General features: G+C 67.7%; 12 protein-coding genes. 8 read left to right on the forward strand and 4 right to left on the reverse strand.

Annotated elements, in window-relative coordinates; all coding sequences use genetic code 11:
- Window positions 1-8 precede the first annotated feature (8 nt).
- The 3 genes from ACXDF8_RS02965 to ACXDF8_RS02975 all read right to left on the reverse strand — a co-directional run bounded on the left by ACXDF8_RS02965 (window position 9) and on the right by ACXDF8_RS02975 (window position 3644).
- Window positions 9-1445 carry a gamma-aminobutyraldehyde dehydrogenase gene (locus ACXDF8_RS02965; RefSeq protein WP_457221760.1) on the reverse strand — a complete coding sequence of 479 codons (1437 nt, stop codon included), beginning with the start codon at window positions 1443-1445 and terminating at the stop codon, window positions 9-11.
- 13 nt (window positions 1446-1458) lie between these two features.
- Window positions 1459-2799, reverse strand: coding sequence for a 4-aminobutyrate--2-oxoglutarate transaminase (gene gabT, locus ACXDF8_RS02970; RefSeq protein WP_457221761.1), 1341 nt, complete (start codon window positions 2797-2799; stop codon window positions 1459-1461).
- Between the two features lie 161 nt (window positions 2800-2960).
- Window positions 2961-3644 (reverse strand): nitroreductase family protein, encoded by a 684-nt coding sequence (locus tag ACXDF8_RS02975; RefSeq protein WP_457221762.1) that lies wholly within the window; start codon window positions 3642-3644, stop codon window positions 2961-2963.
- Between the two features lie 164 nt (window positions 3645-3808).
- Between ACXDF8_RS02975 and yajC the strand changes: the two genes are divergently transcribed.
- The 8 genes from yajC (at window position 3809) to ACXDF8_RS03015 (ending at window position 14188) form a co-directional block, all read left to right on the forward strand.
- On the forward strand, window positions 3809-4165 hold the full coding sequence (gene yajC, locus ACXDF8_RS02980) for a preprotein translocase subunit YajC (RefSeq protein WP_457221763.1): 357 nt from the start codon (window positions 3809-3811) through the stop codon (window positions 4163-4165).
- 84 nt (window positions 4166-4249) lie between these two features.
- Window positions 4250-6085, forward strand: coding sequence for a protein translocase subunit SecD (gene secD / locus ACXDF8_RS02985; RefSeq protein WP_457221764.1), 1836 nt, complete (start codon window positions 4250-4252; stop codon window positions 6083-6085).
- A 4-nt stretch (window positions 6086-6089) separates the two neighbouring features.
- Window positions 6090-7370, forward strand: coding sequence for a protein translocase subunit SecF (gene secF, locus ACXDF8_RS02990; protein ID WP_457221765.1), 1281 nt, complete (start codon window positions 6090-6092; stop codon window positions 7368-7370).
- 6 nt (window positions 7371-7376) lie between these two features.
- Window positions 7377-9038 (forward strand): ABC transporter substrate-binding protein, encoded by a 1662-nt coding sequence (locus ACXDF8_RS02995; RefSeq protein WP_457221766.1) that lies wholly within the window; start codon window positions 7377-7379, stop codon window positions 9036-9038.
- 41 nt (window positions 9039-9079) lie between these two features.
- Entirely contained in the window at window positions 9080-9595 is a 516-nt protein-coding gene (locus ACXDF8_RS03000) for an adenine phosphoribosyltransferase (RefSeq protein ID WP_457222045.1), read from the forward strand.
- Between the two features lie 34 nt (window positions 9596-9629).
- On the forward strand, window positions 9630-11978 hold the full coding sequence (locus ACXDF8_RS03005; protein ID WP_457221767.1) for a RelA/SpoT family protein: 2349 nt from the start codon (window positions 9630-9632) through the stop codon (window positions 11976-11978).
- A gap of 445 nt (window positions 11979-12423) precedes the next feature.
- On the forward strand, window positions 12424-13629 hold the full coding sequence (locus ACXDF8_RS03010; RefSeq protein ID WP_457221768.1) for a wax ester/triacylglycerol synthase domain-containing protein: 1206 nt from the start codon (window positions 12424-12426) through the stop codon (window positions 13627-13629).
- A 316-nt stretch (window positions 13630-13945) separates the two neighbouring features.
- The gene (locus ACXDF8_RS03015) at window positions 13946-14188 is read left to right on the forward strand and encodes a hypothetical protein (protein WP_457221769.1); all 243 of its coding nucleotides are present in this window, start codon (window positions 13946-13948) and stop codon (window positions 14186-14188) included.
- 18 nt (window positions 14189-14206) lie between these two features.
- Here ACXDF8_RS03015 and ACXDF8_RS03020 read toward each other — a convergent pair whose 3' ends face one another.
- Complete coding sequence (locus tag ACXDF8_RS03020) at window positions 14207-15205, reverse strand: peptidylprolyl isomerase (protein WP_457221770.1); 999 nt, start codon at window positions 15203-15205, stop codon at window positions 14207-14209.
- Window positions 15206-15207: the final 2 nt, after the last annotated feature.

The following is a 15207-nucleotide window of genomic DNA, read 5'->3' on the forward strand; positions in this document are numbered from 1 at the left end:
CCGGTGCGTCAGCCGCCGGTGTAGGCCATCACGTGCTTGATGCGGGTGTAGTCCTCGAAGCCGTACATCGACAGGTCCTTGCCGTGCCCGGAGGACTTGTAGCCGCCGTGCGGCATCTCGGCCACCAGCGGGATGTGGGTGTTGATCCACACGCAGCCGAAGTCCAGCGCGTTGGAGACGCGGATCGCGCGGGAGACGTCCCTGGTCCACACCGAGGACGCCAACCCGTATTCGACACCGTTGGCCCAGGTGATCGCTTCGGCCTCGTCGGCGAACGACTGCACGGTGATCACCGGGCCGAAGATCTCCTCCTGGACATGCCGGTCGTTTTGGGCCAGTCCGCCGATGACGGTCGGTTCGACGTAGAAACCCTTGTCGCCCTGGCGGTTTCCGCCGGCGGCCACCGTCGCGTGTGATGGCACGTCGGCCAGGAAGCCGAGCACCCGCTCCAGCTGGTTGGGGTTGTTGACCGGCGGCACCCAGGCGTCCTCGTCGTCGGAGGCGCGACCGAACGTGGTGGCCGCACCCTTGGCCTGCTCGGCCAGCGCGGCGGTGAGGTTCTCGACTATCCCGGCGTGGGCCAGCACCCGGGTCGCAGCGGTGCAGTCCTGGCCGGCGTTGAAGAACCCGGCGACCGCGATTCCCTCGGCGGCCGCGGCGACGTCGGCGTCGTCGAACACGATTACCGGCGCCTTGCCGCCCAGTTCCAGGTGGGTGCGTTTGAGGTGCCCGCCGGCGCTGACCGCGACGGCCCGGCCGGCGGCCACCGATCCGGTGATCGACACCATCTGGGGCGTCGGGTGCGCGACGACCGCCGCGCCGGTCACTCGGTCACCGCAGATCACGTTGAGCACGCCGGGCCCGAAGTGCTCGGCGGCGATCTCGGCCAGCATGACGGTGGTCACCGGGGTGGTGTCACTGGGCTTGATCACCACGGTGTTGCCCGCCGCGATCGCCGGACAGAACTTCCAGATCGCCATCATCATCGGGTAGTTCCACGGGGCCACCTGGCCGATCACCCCGACCGGTTCACGGCGGATCCAGGAGGTGTGGTTCTCCATGTACTCCCCGGCCGACTTGCCTTCCAGGATCCGGGCCGCGCCGGCGAAGAACCGGATCTGGTCGAGCATCGGGGGGATCTCTTCGGCCAGCGTCACGTGGTTGGGTTTGCCGGTGTTGCGGCCCTCGGCGGCAACCAGGTCCGCTGCCGCCTTCTCCACGTCATCGGCGAACGCAAGCAGCGCCTTCTGCCGGTGCGAGGGGGTGGTGCGCTTCCAGTCGGTGAAGGCCTTCTGCGCCGCGGCGTAGGCGCGGTCGACGTCGTGCTCATTGGAAACCGGTGCGGTGCCGTATTTCTCACCCGTCGAAGGATCGACCAGTGCCATGGTGGCGCCGCTGTCGGAGTCGACCTGCTGACCGTCGATGAAGTTTTTGACCGTGGTCATCGCTGGGGCCGGATCAGAGTTCGCGCAGGATGGCGGCCAGCACGTCGAGCCCCTCGGTCAGCAGCTCGTCGCTGATCGACAGCGGCGGCAGGAAGCGCAGAATATTGCCGAACGTGCCGCAGGTCAGCACCAGCACACCCTGTGAATGGGCCTTGGCGGCAAGGTTTTTAGCCAGATCCGCATCCGGGTCGGCGGTGCCGGACTTGACCAGCTCCACCGCGATCATCGCGCCGCGGCCGCGCACGTCACCGATGCGGTCGTCGTCGGCCTGCATGCGGCCGAGCTTGTCCTTCATGACCTTTTCGATGTGCTTGGCCCGGTCGAGCATCCCGTCGAGCTCGATGGTCTCGATGGTGGCCAGCGCCGCCGCGCACGCCACCGGGTTGCCGCCGTAGGTGCCGCCCAGACCGGAGACGTGCGGGGCGTCCATGATCTCGGCGCGCCCGGTCACCGCCGCCAGCGGCAGGCCATCGGCGATGCCCTTGGCGCTCACGATGAGGTCGGGCTCGATGCCCTCGTCCTCACACGCGAACATCGCACCGGTGCGGGCGAATCCGGACTGCACCTCGTCGGCGATGAACACCACACCGTTCTCCGAGCACCACGCGCGCAGCGTGGGCAGGAAGCCGGGAGCCGGGACGATGAAACCGCCCTCGCCCTGGATGGGCTCGATGATGACCGCCGCCAGGTTGGCGGCGCCGATCTGCTTGTCGATGACGGTCAGCGCACGCTCGGCGGCCAGCTCGCCGTCGGTGGCCCACTCCTTGTCGATCAACCCGTCGCGGTAGGGGTAGGACATCGGCGCGCGGTAGATCTCCGGCGCGAACGGCCCGAACCCGCTCTTATAGGGCATCGACTTGGCGGTCAGCGCCATCGTCAGGTTGGTGCGGCCGTGGTAGGCGTGGTCGAAGGCCACCACCGCCGTCTTGCGGGTGTAGGCGCGGGCGATCTTGATGGCGTTCTCCACCGCCTCGGCGCCGGAGTTGAACAGCGCCGACCGCTTCTCGTAGGAGCCGGGGGTCAGGCGATTCAGGTGCTCGGCGACGGCGACGTATTCCTCGTAGGGCGTCACCATGAAGCAGGTGTGGGTGAAGTCCGCGACCTGTGCGCGCACCGCATCGACGACGCGGGGGGAGGAGTTGCCGATCGTCGTAACCGCGATGCCCGAGCCGAGGTCGATCAGCCGGTTGCCGTCGACGTCCTCGATGATCCCGCCGGCAGCCCGCGCGGCGAAGACCGGCATGGTCACGCCGACGCCGCGGGACACCGCGGCCACGCGCCGCTTGCCCAGTTCGATCGATCCGGGGCCGGGTATGTCGGTGACGAGCTTGCGGCTCTGCTCGAGGGTGGTCACGTTCTTCTCCTAGACGAGGCGGCACTACATGAAGCGGGCGATCCGAGCCTAGTCGGGTGACGGCTCAATGCAACTGAAAACCTGGGCTGGCGGTGCTAATACTGATGGATTGCGTCGTATCGAGCCCCAGGTACGACGTAATCGGTTGAGACTCGTGCCGATCAAGCGGGGAACGGTGCGCCGTCCACCCGGTCGATCGTGGTGAACGAATCGACGGGCTGGCGGGTCAGCCGCCGCGGTTGCCGCACGGGATGACCCAGCGCGATCACCGCCGCCAGTACCAACGGATCCTCGGCGCCGAGCAGCTCCTTGACCTCGTCTTCAGCCCTAATCAGCATCGTCGTCAGTACACCGGCCAGACCTTCGGCGCGGGCGGCCAGCAGGATGCTCCAGGCGAACGGGTACACCGACGCACCGCCGGCCAGTGAATAGCGGTCGAGGTCGCGGTCCACGGCAGCCAGCTGCGCGAGGTCGGCGAACACCGCCAGCAGCACCGGCACCTCGTCGAGATGGGCGGCGAATCCCTGCGCCGCCGCGGCGCGGATGTCGTCGGACCCGGCGGCCAGGGCGGTCGCTTCGGCGGCGCGGTCGTTGACCGGCGACCACGGGCGCAAACCTGCCGCGCTCAACGTCAGGTAGTCCACCCAGCCGGGTAGATAGAGGTCACGCAGCCTTGTCCGGATGTCGGGATCATTGACCACCACAACACGCCAGGCCTGGGCGTTAGCCCCGCTGGGGGCGAACCGGGCGGTGTCGAGGACCCGCGCCAGTGCGGCATCGTCGACCGGTTCGCCCGTGAACTCCCGCACCGCGCCGGTGCTGCGCAGGGTGTCGATCAGGTCCATCCGGCCATTCTCGCCGACGCCGTTCATGCGGTCCCGGGCGTCGCCCCGCGATGGTGCCGGTCAAACCGGGGCCCGGCCAATGGCAGACTAGGCAGCTATGAACCCCGCGGCCCGCCGGTCGCGCCGCGTTGACCCCGCACCCGATACGAAAGAATCGTGCCGTCATGGATCTGCTCGTTTTCCTGCCCCTGATCATCATCATGGGGGCGTTCATGTATTTCGCTTCCCGCCGCCAGCGCAAGGCCATGCAGGCCACCATCGACCTCCACGAGTCGCTGCTGGTCGGTGACCGTGTCCACACCACCTCCGGCCTGCAGGCCACGATCACCGGTATCACCGACGACACCGTCGACCTGGAGATCGCTCCCGGTGTGGTGACCACCTGGATGAAGCTGGCGATCCGCGACCGGATCGAAGCCGACGAGCCGGACGAGGCCGACGTCGCCGACGGGCCTGAGACGGCCGCAGCACCGGCGACCGAGATCACCCCCTCCGACGCGGACCGCCTGACCAAAGACTGACCGCCAGGCACGCCACGTACCCTCTAGCGGGAGCCCAGAGGACCGCTGAGCGGATCGCGGCACAAACCTAGGAGAAACAACAACGTGGCATCGTCTTCGGCGCCGGTGCATCCGTACCGCTACCTGACGCTGTTTTTGGTCCTGCTCATCGGGGTCTACCTGCTCGTTTTCCTCACCGGCGACAAGCGGGCGGACGCGAAGCTGGGCATCGATCTGCAGGGCGGAACACGCGTCACCCTGACCGCGCGCACCCCGGACGGCTCCCGGCCAACCCGGGACGCGCTGAATCAGGCGCAGCAGATCATCGGCGCCCGCGTCAACGGCCTGGGCGTGTCGGGATCCGAGGTGGTGATCGACGGCGACAATCTCGTCATCACGGTGCCTGGCAACGACAGCAACGAGGCCCGCAACCTTGGCCAGACGGCGCGGCTGTTCATCCGTCCGGTGATCGGTCAGCCCATCCCGGTAGAAGCCATCAAAGAGCAGCTGAACGCCCAGAAGGGCGCTCCGCCACCGGGCGGTGCGCCCGCGCCGGGCGCGCCGGCCGCGCCCCCAGGGGGCAACCCGGCCCCTCCGGCGAACCCCGAGGTCCCCGCGCCGGCCGCACCGGCCGCACCGGCCAATCCTGAAGCGCCAGCGCCTCAGCCGCGCCCGTTCCCGGCCGAGCCGGCGCCCACGCCGACACCGAGCCCCGCTCAGCCCGCGCCGGGCCAATCCGCACCGCCGACCGCCGCCCCGGCCCCACCCGCGCCCGGCCAGCCGGCGCCGCCCGCGGCGCCCGCCCCGCCGGATCCGCGTAAGGATCTGGCCGCGCGCATCAAGTTCGAGAAGGAGCTGCGCCAGAGCAGCAACCAGAACCTGCTGCTGATCGCGGTGCAATACATGGCGGGCAAATGCGACCAGCCCGACGTGCTCGCCGGTAACGACGACCCGAACCTGCCGCTGGTCACCTGCTCCCAGGACCACAAATATATCTACGTCCTGGACAAGTCGATCATCAGCGGCGACCAGATCAAGGACGCGTCGTCGGGCTTCGACCAGCAGAGCGGCGCCTTCGTAGTCGACGTGTCGTTCAAGGATCAGGCTGCCACCACATGGGCGGACTTCACTGCCGCCAACATCGGCACCCAGACCGCCTTCACCTTGGACTCCGAGGTGGTCAGCGCTCCGCAGATCCGGGAGGCCATCCCGGGTGGGCGCACGCAGATCAGTGGTGGCAACCCGCCGTTCACCGCCGACAGCGCCAAACAGCTGGCGAACGTCCTCAAGTACGGCTCGCTGCCGCTGTCGTTCGAGTCCTCGGAGGCCGAGACGGTGTCGGCGACACTGGGCCTGGCCTCGCTGCGAGCCGGCCTCATCGCGGGCGCGATCGGCTTGGCGCTGGTGCTGGTGTACTCGCTGCTCTACTACCGGGTGCTGGGACTGCTGACGGCGCTGTCGCTGGTGGCCTCCGGTGCCATGGTGTTCGGCATCCTCGTGCTGCTGGGCAGATACATCAACTACACCCTTGACCTGGCCGGTATCGCCGGTCTGATCATCGGTATCGGAACGACGGCGGACTCGTTCGTCGTGTTCTTCGAACGCATCAAGGACGAGATCCGCGAAGGCCGCTCGTTCCGCTCGGCGGTCCCACGCGGTTGGGCCCGTGCCCGCAAGACGATCCTGTCCGGCAACGCGGTCACCTTCCTGGCCGCCGCGGTGCTGTACTTCCTGGCCGTCGGCCAGGTCAAGGGCTTTGCGTTCACGTTGGGCCTGACCACGATTCTCGACGTGGTGGTGGTCTTCCTGGTGACCTGGCCGCTGATCTACTTGGCGTCGAAGTCACAGACGATGGCGAAACCGGCATTCAACGGGCTCGGTGCGGTGCAGCAGATCGCCCGCGAGCGGCGCGCCGCGGCCACTGCGACGGGACGGGGATAACGGGATGGCCCAGAACACGACAGACGACCAGGCAGACGTCGAATCGGCGGCGGTCGAGGCACCCGATCTGGAGTCCGCCGCGACACCTCGGCACGGCTTCTTCGTCCGGCTCTACACCGGCACCGGGGCCTTTGAGGTCATCGGCCGGCGCAAAATGTGGTACGGGATCAGCGGCCTGATCGTGCTTGCCTGCATCGCGAGCATCGTGATCAAGGGCTTCACCTTCGGTATCGACTTCGAAGGCGGCACCAAGGTTTCGATGCCCACCGCGGGCGAGAACGGGACCGCCACCACCCAGCAGGTGGAGAACGTCTTCAGCAAGGCGCTGGGCAAGAACCCCGAATCGGTGGTGCTCGTCGGCAACGGATCGTCGGCGACGGTCCAGATCCGCTCGGAAGCGCTGACCAACCAGGAGACCGAACAGCTGCGCGACGCGCTCTACGACGCGTTCAAGCCGAAGGGCGCCGACGGCCAGCCCAGCAAGCAGACGATCAGCGACTCGGCGGTCTCGGAAACCTGGGGCGATCAGATCACCAAGAAGGCGCTGCTGGCGCTCGGGGTGTTCCTGGTGCTGGCCGCCATCTACATCACGTTCCGCTACGAGAAGTACATGGCGATCTCGGCTCTGGCGACGCTGGTGTTCGACCTGCTCGTTACCGCCGGGGTGTACTCGATCGTCGGATTCGAGGTCAGCCCGGCGACGGTCATCGGGCTGCTCACCATTCTGGGTTTCTCGCTGTACGACACGGTCATCGTGTTCGACAAGGTCGAGGAGAACACCCACGGCTTCGAACACACCACCCGCCGAACGTTCGCCGAGCAGGCCAACCTGGCGGTCAATCAGACCTTCATGAGGTCGATCAACACCAGTTTGATCTCGGTGCTGCCGATCGTGGCGCTGATGGTGGTGGCGGTCTGGCTGCTGGGCGTCGGGACCTTGATGGACCTGGCCCTGGTGCAGCTGGTCGGCGTGATCGTGGGCACCTACTCGTCCATCTTCTTCGCCACCCCGCTGCTGGTGACGCTGCGGGAGCGCACCGACCTGGTGCGCACTCACACACGCCGGGTGCTCAATCGACGTAAGCCGGCTGCCGCGAAGGCGGCGTCGGCCGCCGGCGTCAGCGGCGCGGAACTCGGCCAGGCCGCCGAGTCCGTGCCGGCCGAGTCGGCGATCGGCGGAACCCCGGCGGTGGGCAACAAGCCCGCGCCCGGCGCCAAGCCCGCTCGTCCGTCGAGCTCGCGCCCCACCCGGCCGACGGGCAAGCGCAGCGCCCGAGGGCAATAGCAGCCCATGACTGCCCGGCGCCGGCGCACGGCCGCTCTTGCGGTTGCGGCTGTCCTCGCGGTACTCGCGCCGTCGGTCCTGGCGTCTTGCTCGGGCAGCCCCGCCGACCAGATCAACTACGCCGTCGACGGCCAGTTGATCAGCTACAACACCAACACGGTCGGTGGGGCCGCATCGGCCGGGCCGCAGGCCTTCGCCCGCGTGCTGACCGGGTTCAATCTCCACGGCCCGGACGGCCAGGTCCTCGCCGACCACGACTTCGGCACGGTCTCGGTGGTGGGCCGTGATCCGCTGGTCCTGGACTATCAGATCGCCGACAACGCGGTGTACTCCGACGGCAAGCCGGTGACCTGCGACGACATGGTTCTGGCGTGGGCCGCCCAGTCCGGCCGGTACCCGGCTTTCGACGCGGCCAGTCACGCCGGCTACATCGACGTCGCGGCCGTCGACTGCCAGCCGGGGCAGAAGAAGGCCAGGGTCAGTTTCGCGCCGGGCCGCGCCATCACCGACTACCTGCAGTTATTCACCGCAACGTCGCTGATGCCGTCGCATGTCATCGGAGACGCGCTGGGCATCGACGTGACCCGCTCCATCCAGTCCGGCGATCCGGCGGCGATCGACCGCATAGCGCAGTCCTGGAACACCATCTGGGACCTCAAACCCGGTCTGAGTGCCGACGATCTCAAACGCTTCCCGTCGTCCGGCCCCTACAAGATCGACTCGGTGCTGCCCGAGGGGGCGGTGGTGCTCACCGCCAACGACCGCTGGTGGGGGGCCAAGCCGATCACCAAGCGGATCACGGTGTGGCCCCGCGGCGTCGACGTTCAGGACCGCCTCAACAACGGCACGTTCCAGGTGATCGATGTCGCCACCGGCTCGTCGGGCACGTTGACCACTCCCGACGACTACACCAGCCGGCAGATCCCGTCCGGTGGTATCGAGCAGCTCATTTTCGCGCCTCAGGGTCCGCTGGCCGCACCGCAAGCCCGCCGGGCGGTCGCGTTGTGCACACCGCGTGACCTGATCGCGCTGAACGCGGAGACGCCGATCTCCAACAGCCGGCTCAACCCTGCCGGCGACGACGCGTTCAGCGGGATGGAGGGCGTCGCGGTCGCCGGCCAGTTCGGTCCGGCCAACCCCGACGCCGCCCGCGACGCGCTCGGCGGCCAGCCGCTGACCGTGCGGATGGGCTATCAGGCACCCAACCCCCGGCTCGCCGCCACCGTCGGGGCGATTACCAAGGCCTGTGCGCCCGCGGGGATCACCGTCGTCGACGCCACGTCGGACGCCGCCGGGCCGCAAGCGTTGCGCGACGGCCAGCTCGACGTGTTGCTGGCGAGCACCGGGGGAGCGACAGGCAGCGGGTCCACCGGCTCCTCCGCCCTGGACGCCTACACACTGTTCACCGGCGACGGCAACAACCTGCCCGGGTACTCCAACCCTCAGATCGACGGCATCATCTCCGCGCTGGTGGTGACCACCGACGCCAAGGAGCGGGCCCGCCTGCTCGGGGACAGCTCGCCGATCCTGTGGGGGGACATGCCGACCCTGCCGCTGTACCGTCAGCAGCGCACGGTCATGGCGTCGAAGAAGATGTACGCCGTCGAAGGCAATCCCACCAAGTGGGGCGCGGGCTGGAACATGGACAGGTGGGTGTTCGAGAAGTGACCGGACTTTCTGAGCCGGGCGGCCGGCGGCAGCAAGACCCGGTGGCTGACGTCATCGCCGCACTGACCCGGGAGGTGCCCAACTTCCCCGAGCCGGGCATCCAGTTCAAGGATCTGACCCCGGTGCTGGCCGACAGCCGCGGGCTGGCCGCGGTCACCTATGCGCTCGCCGAGATCGCCGACGGCGCGGACTTGGTCGCCGGTATCGACGCCCGCGGTTTTCTGCTCGGCGGGGCGGTCGCCAACCGGCTCGGGATCGGAGTGCTGGCGATCCGCAAGGGCGGGAAATTGCCGCCGCCGGTGTTCAGCCAGACCTACGCCCTGGAGTACGGCACCGCGACCCTGGAGATCCCCGCCGACGGTATCGATCTGGCCGGGCGGCGTGTTGTCATCATCGACGACGTGCTGGCCACCGGCGGCACCGTCGCCGCCGCTCATGAGCTGTTGTTGATGGCCGGCGCCGAGGTGCCGGTTGCGGCGGTCGTGCTGGAGTTGCCGGCGCTGGCCGGTCGCGCGAAGGTCGCCCCGCTGGCGGTGCGCAGCTTGCACACTATCTGAGGCGATATCCTCGCGGTACGGCTAGGAGGTGACCATGGCGGAGGATCCGGGAACAAGCACGGCCCCGCTGCCGATCGCCGAGATTCCGCCCGTCGAACCGCGGGTGGAGACCCCCAAGGCCACCAGCAGCGCGTCGCGGCGGGTCCGCGCGCGACTGGCTCGGCGGATGACCTCGCAGCGCAGCACGCTCAACCCCGTGCTCGAGCCGCTGGTGGCCGTGCACCGCCAGATCTACCCGAAGGCCGATCTGGCCTTCCTGCAACGCGCCTACGACGTCGCCGAGGCCAAGCACGCCGACCAGCTACGCCGCTCTGGCGACCCCTACATCACTCACCCGCTGGCGGTCGCCAACATCCTGGCCGAACTCGGGATGGACACCACCACATTGGTGGCAGCTCTGCTGCACGACACCGTCGAGGACACCGGCTACAGCATGGCGGCGCTGACCGCCGACTTCGGCGAGGAGGTTGCCCACCTCGTCGACGGGGTGACCAAGCTCGACAAGGTCGCGCTGGGTACGGCCGCCGAGGGTGAGACGATCCGCAAGATGATCATCGCGATGGCGCGCGATCCGCGGGTGCTGGTCATCAAGGTCGCCGACCGGCTGCACAATATGCGCACCATGCGGTTCCTGCCGCCGGAGAAGCAGGCCCGCAAGGCCCGCGAGACGTTGGAAGTCATTGCTCCACTTGCTCATCGGCTGGGAATGGCCACCGTCAAATGGGAGCTGGAGGATCTGTCGTTCGCGATCCTGCACCCCAAGCGCTACGACGAGATCGTGCGGTTGGTCGCCGACCGGGCGCCGTCGCGCGACACCTATCTGGCCAAGGTGCGTGCCGAGATCAACAGCGCGCTGTCCGGGATGAAGATCGGTGCGGTCGTCGAAGGCAGGCCCAAGCACTACTGGTCGATCTATCAGAAGATGATCGTCAAGGGCCGCGATTTCGACGACATCCACGACCTGGTCGGTGTTCGCATCCTGTGCGACGAGATCCGTGACTGCTATGCCGCTGTGGGCGTGGTGCATTCGCTGTGGCAACCGATGCCCGGCCGGTTCAAGGACTACATCGCCCAACCCCGCTACGGGGTGTACCAGTCGCTGCACACCACCGTCGTCGGCCCGGAGGGCAAGCCGCTCGAGGTGCAGATTCGCACCCGCGACATGCACCGCACCGCCGAGTACGGTATCGCCGCGCACTGGCGGTACAAGGAATCCAAGGGCCGCAACGGTGTTCCGCACCCGGGCACCGCCGCCGAGATCGACGACATGGCGTGGATGCGCCAGCTGTTGGACTGGCAGCGTGAGGCCGCCGACCCCGGCGAGTTCCTCGAGTCGCTGCGCTACGACCTTGCCGTCCAGGAGATCTTCGTGTTCACCCCCAAGGGTGACGTGATCACCCTGCCCGCCGGGTCCACCCCGGTGGACTTCGCCTACGCCGTGCACACCGAGGTCGGGCATCGCTGCATCGGCGCTCGCGTCAACGGCCGCCTGGTCGCGTTGGAACGCAAGCTCGAAAACGGGGAAGTGGTGGAGGTTTTCACCTCCAAGGCGCCCAATGCCGGGCCGTCGCGAGACTGGCAGACCTTCGTGGTGTCCCCGCGTGCCAAGGCCAAGATCCGGCAGTGGTTCGCCAAGGAACGCCGCGAGGAGGCGTTGGAGGCGGGCAAGGACTCGATCGCCCGTGAGGTCCGCCGCGGCGGCCTGCCGTTGCAGAAACTGGTCACCGGCGACGCGATGGGTGCGCTGGCCCAGGAACTGCGCTACGCCGACGTCTCGTCGCTCTACACCGCCGTCGGTGAGGGGCATGTCTCGCCGCGACACGTCGTGCAGCGTCTGTTGGCCCAGCTCGGTGGCGCCGACAGCGCTGAAGACGAACTGGCCGAACGCTCCACGCCGGCGACCATGCCGGTGCGCCACCGCAGCACCGACGACACCGGTGTCGCCGTGCCTGGTGCCCCGGGCACCCTGACCAAGCTGGCCAAGTGTTGCACGCCGGTTCCCGGGGACAACATTATGGGATTCGTCACCCGGGGTGGTGGGGTCAGCGTGCATCGCACCGACTGCACCAATGCCGGTTCGCTGCAACAACAGTCCGAGCGCATCATCGAGGTGCATTGGGCGCCGTCGCCGACATCGGTGTTCCTGGTGGCCATTCAGGTGGAGGCACTCGACCGGCACCGGTTGTTGTCCGACGTGACTCGGGTGCTGGCCGACGAACGGGTCAACATCCTGTCCGCGTCGGTCACGACATCCAATGACCGGGTGGCCATCAGCCGCTTCACCTTTGAGATGGGCGACCCCAAGCATCTCGGGCATGTGCTCAACGCGGTACGCAACGTCGAGGGCGTGTACGACGTCTACCGGGTGACTTCAGCCGCGTGACCGATGCCGGGGGAGGGACGAGTCCGGGGGAGGAGCGCGGCAATCGGGCTTCAGCCGCGTGACCGATGCCGGGGGAGGGACGAGTCCGGGGGAGGAGCGCGGCGATCGGGCTTCAGCCGCGTGACCGATGCCGGGGGAGGGACGAGTCCGGGGGAGGAGCGCGGCGATCGGGCTTCAGCCGCGTGACCGATGCCGGGGGAGGGACGAGTCCGGGGGAGGAGCGCGGCAATCGGGCTTCAGCCGCGTGGCGGTATCAAAACCGGAATAATCGTCCAAATTTATCCGATTCTCCCGCTTTGGCGGACTCCAAACAACCTGTGCCTGAGGGCATTCCGATGTCAGGTCGCGATGATATTCTCACCCGGAATGCTTATTTGCAGACCGCTGTCGTGTGTCCAAACACCGCAGAACCCCGGGTTCCCATATTCGAAAGGCGGCGAAGCCGATGACCAGTATGGCCGCGGGCGAGAGTGCCATTGCGCCCCCCTCGCAGATGTTTCTCGACTTGGAGACGCATGGGGGCCGTAACGTTGCGTTGTCTTACGTCCTCGTCCTCGACGGTCCGCTGACCACCGGAGAGGTTCGCGAAGCCGTTGACGTCCTCAAGGCGCTCAATCCGCGCCTGAGGAATCGGGTTGTCCGCAACGCGTCGGGGATCGATGAGTGGGCTGCCACCGACGTGGAGGGTCAGCTCGATTTTGTCGACCTGCCTCCGGATTCCGACGTTGCCGACGTTCTGGAGCGGTGCAGCACATTGCAGGACCGGGTCTTTCCGTTGGACCGTCAACTGTGGCATGTGGTGTATTACTCCGGCCTGCGAGGCGGTCGCAGCGCGTTGCTGGTGCGGCTCCATCACGCGGTGGGTAACGGAGCCGAGGCCCAAGCCATGTTGACCCTGGCGTTCGGTGCCGGCCGGGAGCCGGTGGCTGTCCCCGGAACCCGCAGGGATGCTCCGACTGAGGACGATGCGGAGCACCGGAGTCGGCATCAGCAAGTCGGGGTGAGTTCGCTCGGGTCGGCCAATGACTGGCGGGCCACCGCAGCAGGTCATGGGGTGGAGCCTCGCGTGGTGTTCATCAGTCTGATTGCCGACGCGATGCTGCGGTACCGGAATCAGGCGGGACCCTCCAGCGATACCGTGACCGTCGTGGTCCCGACAGTGTCGGAGACGCTCAGTGCCGCCACCGGCGGTGTGGTGGGGATCCACCTGCCGATGGTGGCCGTAAACCGGGGCCTTCTGGGTTCCGGCCATCTGCCCGAACTCGCCACCAAGCTGGCGACCGAGGTCGACGCGAGTGAACGGCGAACGCTCGAGATGATCCGGGCCGGGATGGCGGCCGATTCCGGCGCGGCCGAGCAGCAGCCTGCTGACGACGCAGAGCAGAGCCAGGTTTCGGCTAGCCCCGAGACGGCCGACGTCTTGGCGACGGTCTCAGAGGCTTTGCCCGCGATGGCGGTGGCGGGGCGTCGGGTCGTTGACTTCAGTTCGTTCGCCCCGGTCGTCGGGGGCCATGTCGTGGCGTCGTTGATCGAATACGACGATCAGATCACGGTGTGCACCAACCTCGACGAATCTGTCGTTGCGGCAAACACGTTCGCGGCCTGTATGCGGGATGCCGTCTCGGCTGTCGGCGTTACGGACCGCCGTTGATGTACCAGGCCAGGCATCCGGGGCTGCACCGAGGGCAGGCTGCAGCTCTGTAGGTAGGGATTCCACGGGATGATCCCGTCATAGCACTGCGCCGCGGACGGGGCGACCAAGAAGGCCGCCGCGGCCAGCGCGGCGGGGACCATCCGGAACATTCTGTGCAGTCCACGCGGCATAACACTTGGGTCAACGACACGGCGGCGCAGATTATTTCGCGGGATACCCAACGGCGTGTTATTTGACCTACACGACCAAAATTGTTGTCGGTCAGCGTAATCCGGCGGGAATAGGCGCCGAGGGACCCGCTCTTGTACCTGTCATGAACGCACGTCATCTGTTGTCAGCGACCATCGGAGCCGGTGCACTCGTCGCCATCGGTGTCGTTGCCGCGGTGCAGGCTTACCCGCAGGACGGCAGCGATCGGTTCACCAGTTCGGAGATGTCCACCGGTGTCACCGTCACTCAGTCGCCTGGCCCGAGCACCGCCGGACTGCCGATCGCCGTGCCCGCCATCAAGGGCCCGGCGGCATTGCCGCCCGAAGAGCAGGGGCTGCCCGGCTGACGCATTCGGTGAGGCGCTTTAGTCCAGTCGGAGCGATCTGATCGTCACCGGTCGCTTGGGCTGCCCGTCGTCCGAACCACCGGCGATGCCCGTCACGGCGATATCCTCCACGGTCTGCAGTCCGGTGTCGTCGACTCGGCCGAACACCGTGTAGGTGGGCGGGAGTATCGAGTCGCGGTAGACGATGAAGAACTGGCTGCCGTTGGTGTCCGGCCCCGCGTTGGCCATTGCCAGCGTGCCCCGCGGATAACGCACACCCCGCTGCAGAGCGGGATCGAACGGGCGGAACTGGTTGGTCGGGTACTCGTTGGCGAAGCGGTACCCCGGCCCGCCCGAGCCGCTGCCGGTCGGGTCGCCGCACTGAAGCACCGACAACGAAGGTGAGTCGGTCAGCCGGTGGCACGGAGTGCCGTCGAAATACCCCTGTTGAGCCAGGCTGACGAAACTGTTGACCGTGCACGGCGCCTTGGCGTTGTCGAGTTGCAGGCCGATCGCCCCGGCGCTGGTGACCATCGTCGCGTCCACGGTCGCCGGGATAGTGGGCACCTTGCCGGTGCGCGGCGGCTTGTTTGGCTTGTCGGCCTTGGTTGCGGTGGCGGGGTAGGTGCAGTTGGCGCCCAGCATGGCCGGCGGGGCGAACGGCGGCAGCTGATCGCTACCGGGCTCGGCGCTGATGGTCCGCGGCGGGATTCCGGCGCCGCCACTCCTCTCCAATTCACGGGCGATCCAAGAGAAGAACATCACGCCGGCGATAACCGCCACGATCGTCAGCACTGTTACCAGGTAGCTGATCACCAGCCCGGCGATCGCCAGCCCGCGACCCTCCTCGCCGGTCTTCTTGATCTGCGACAGCGAGATGTGCCCGAACACGATGCCCAACGGAGCGAACAAGAACGCACAGATCAGCGACGCGATCGCCATCCCGTTGGTCTGCGGCGGTTGCGGGTACGGGTAGGGCCCCGGTCCGTACGGCGGTCCGTACGGCGGGGGCGGGTAGTACGGCGGGGGCTGGGTCATCG

It is taken from the genome of Mycolicibacterium sp. CBM1, assembly GCF_054073305.1.

Bases quoted from the DNA above. Each gene is read 5' to 3' on its own strand.
- ACXDF8_RS03010 (WP_457221768.1), top strand. From the start codon at position 12,424: ATGACCAGTATGGCCGCGGGCGAGAGTGCCATTGCGCCCCCCTCGCAG.
- ACXDF8_RS02995 (WP_457221766.1), top strand. From the start codon at position 7,377: ATGACTGCCCGGCGCCGGCGCACGGCCGCTCTTGCGGTTGCGGCTGTC.
- secF (WP_457221765.1), top strand. From the start codon at position 6,090: ATGGCCCAGAACACGACAGACGACCAGGCAGACGTCGAATCGGCGGCG.
- ACXDF8_RS02975 (WP_457221762.1), bottom strand. From the start codon at position 3,644: ATGGACCTGATCGACACCCTGCGCAGCACCGGCGCGGTGCGGGAGTTC.
- ACXDF8_RS02965 (WP_457221760.1), bottom strand. From the start codon at position 1,445: ATGACCACGGTCAAAAACTTCATCGACGGTCAGCAGGTCGACTCCGAC.
- ACXDF8_RS03015 (WP_457221769.1), top strand. From the start codon at position 13,946: ATGAACGCACGTCATCTGTTGTCAGCGACCATCGGAGCCGGTGCACTC.
- yajC (WP_457221763.1), top strand. From the start codon at position 3,809: ATGGATCTGCTCGTTTTCCTGCCCCTGATCATCATCATGGGGGCGTTC.
- ACXDF8_RS03020 (WP_457221770.1), bottom strand. From the start codon at position 15,205: ATGACCCAGCCCCCGCCGTACTACCCGCCCCCGCCGTACGGACCGCCG.
- ACXDF8_RS03005 (WP_457221767.1), top strand. From the start codon at position 9,630: ATGGCGGAGGATCCGGGAACAAGCACGGCCCCGCTGCCGATCGCCGAG.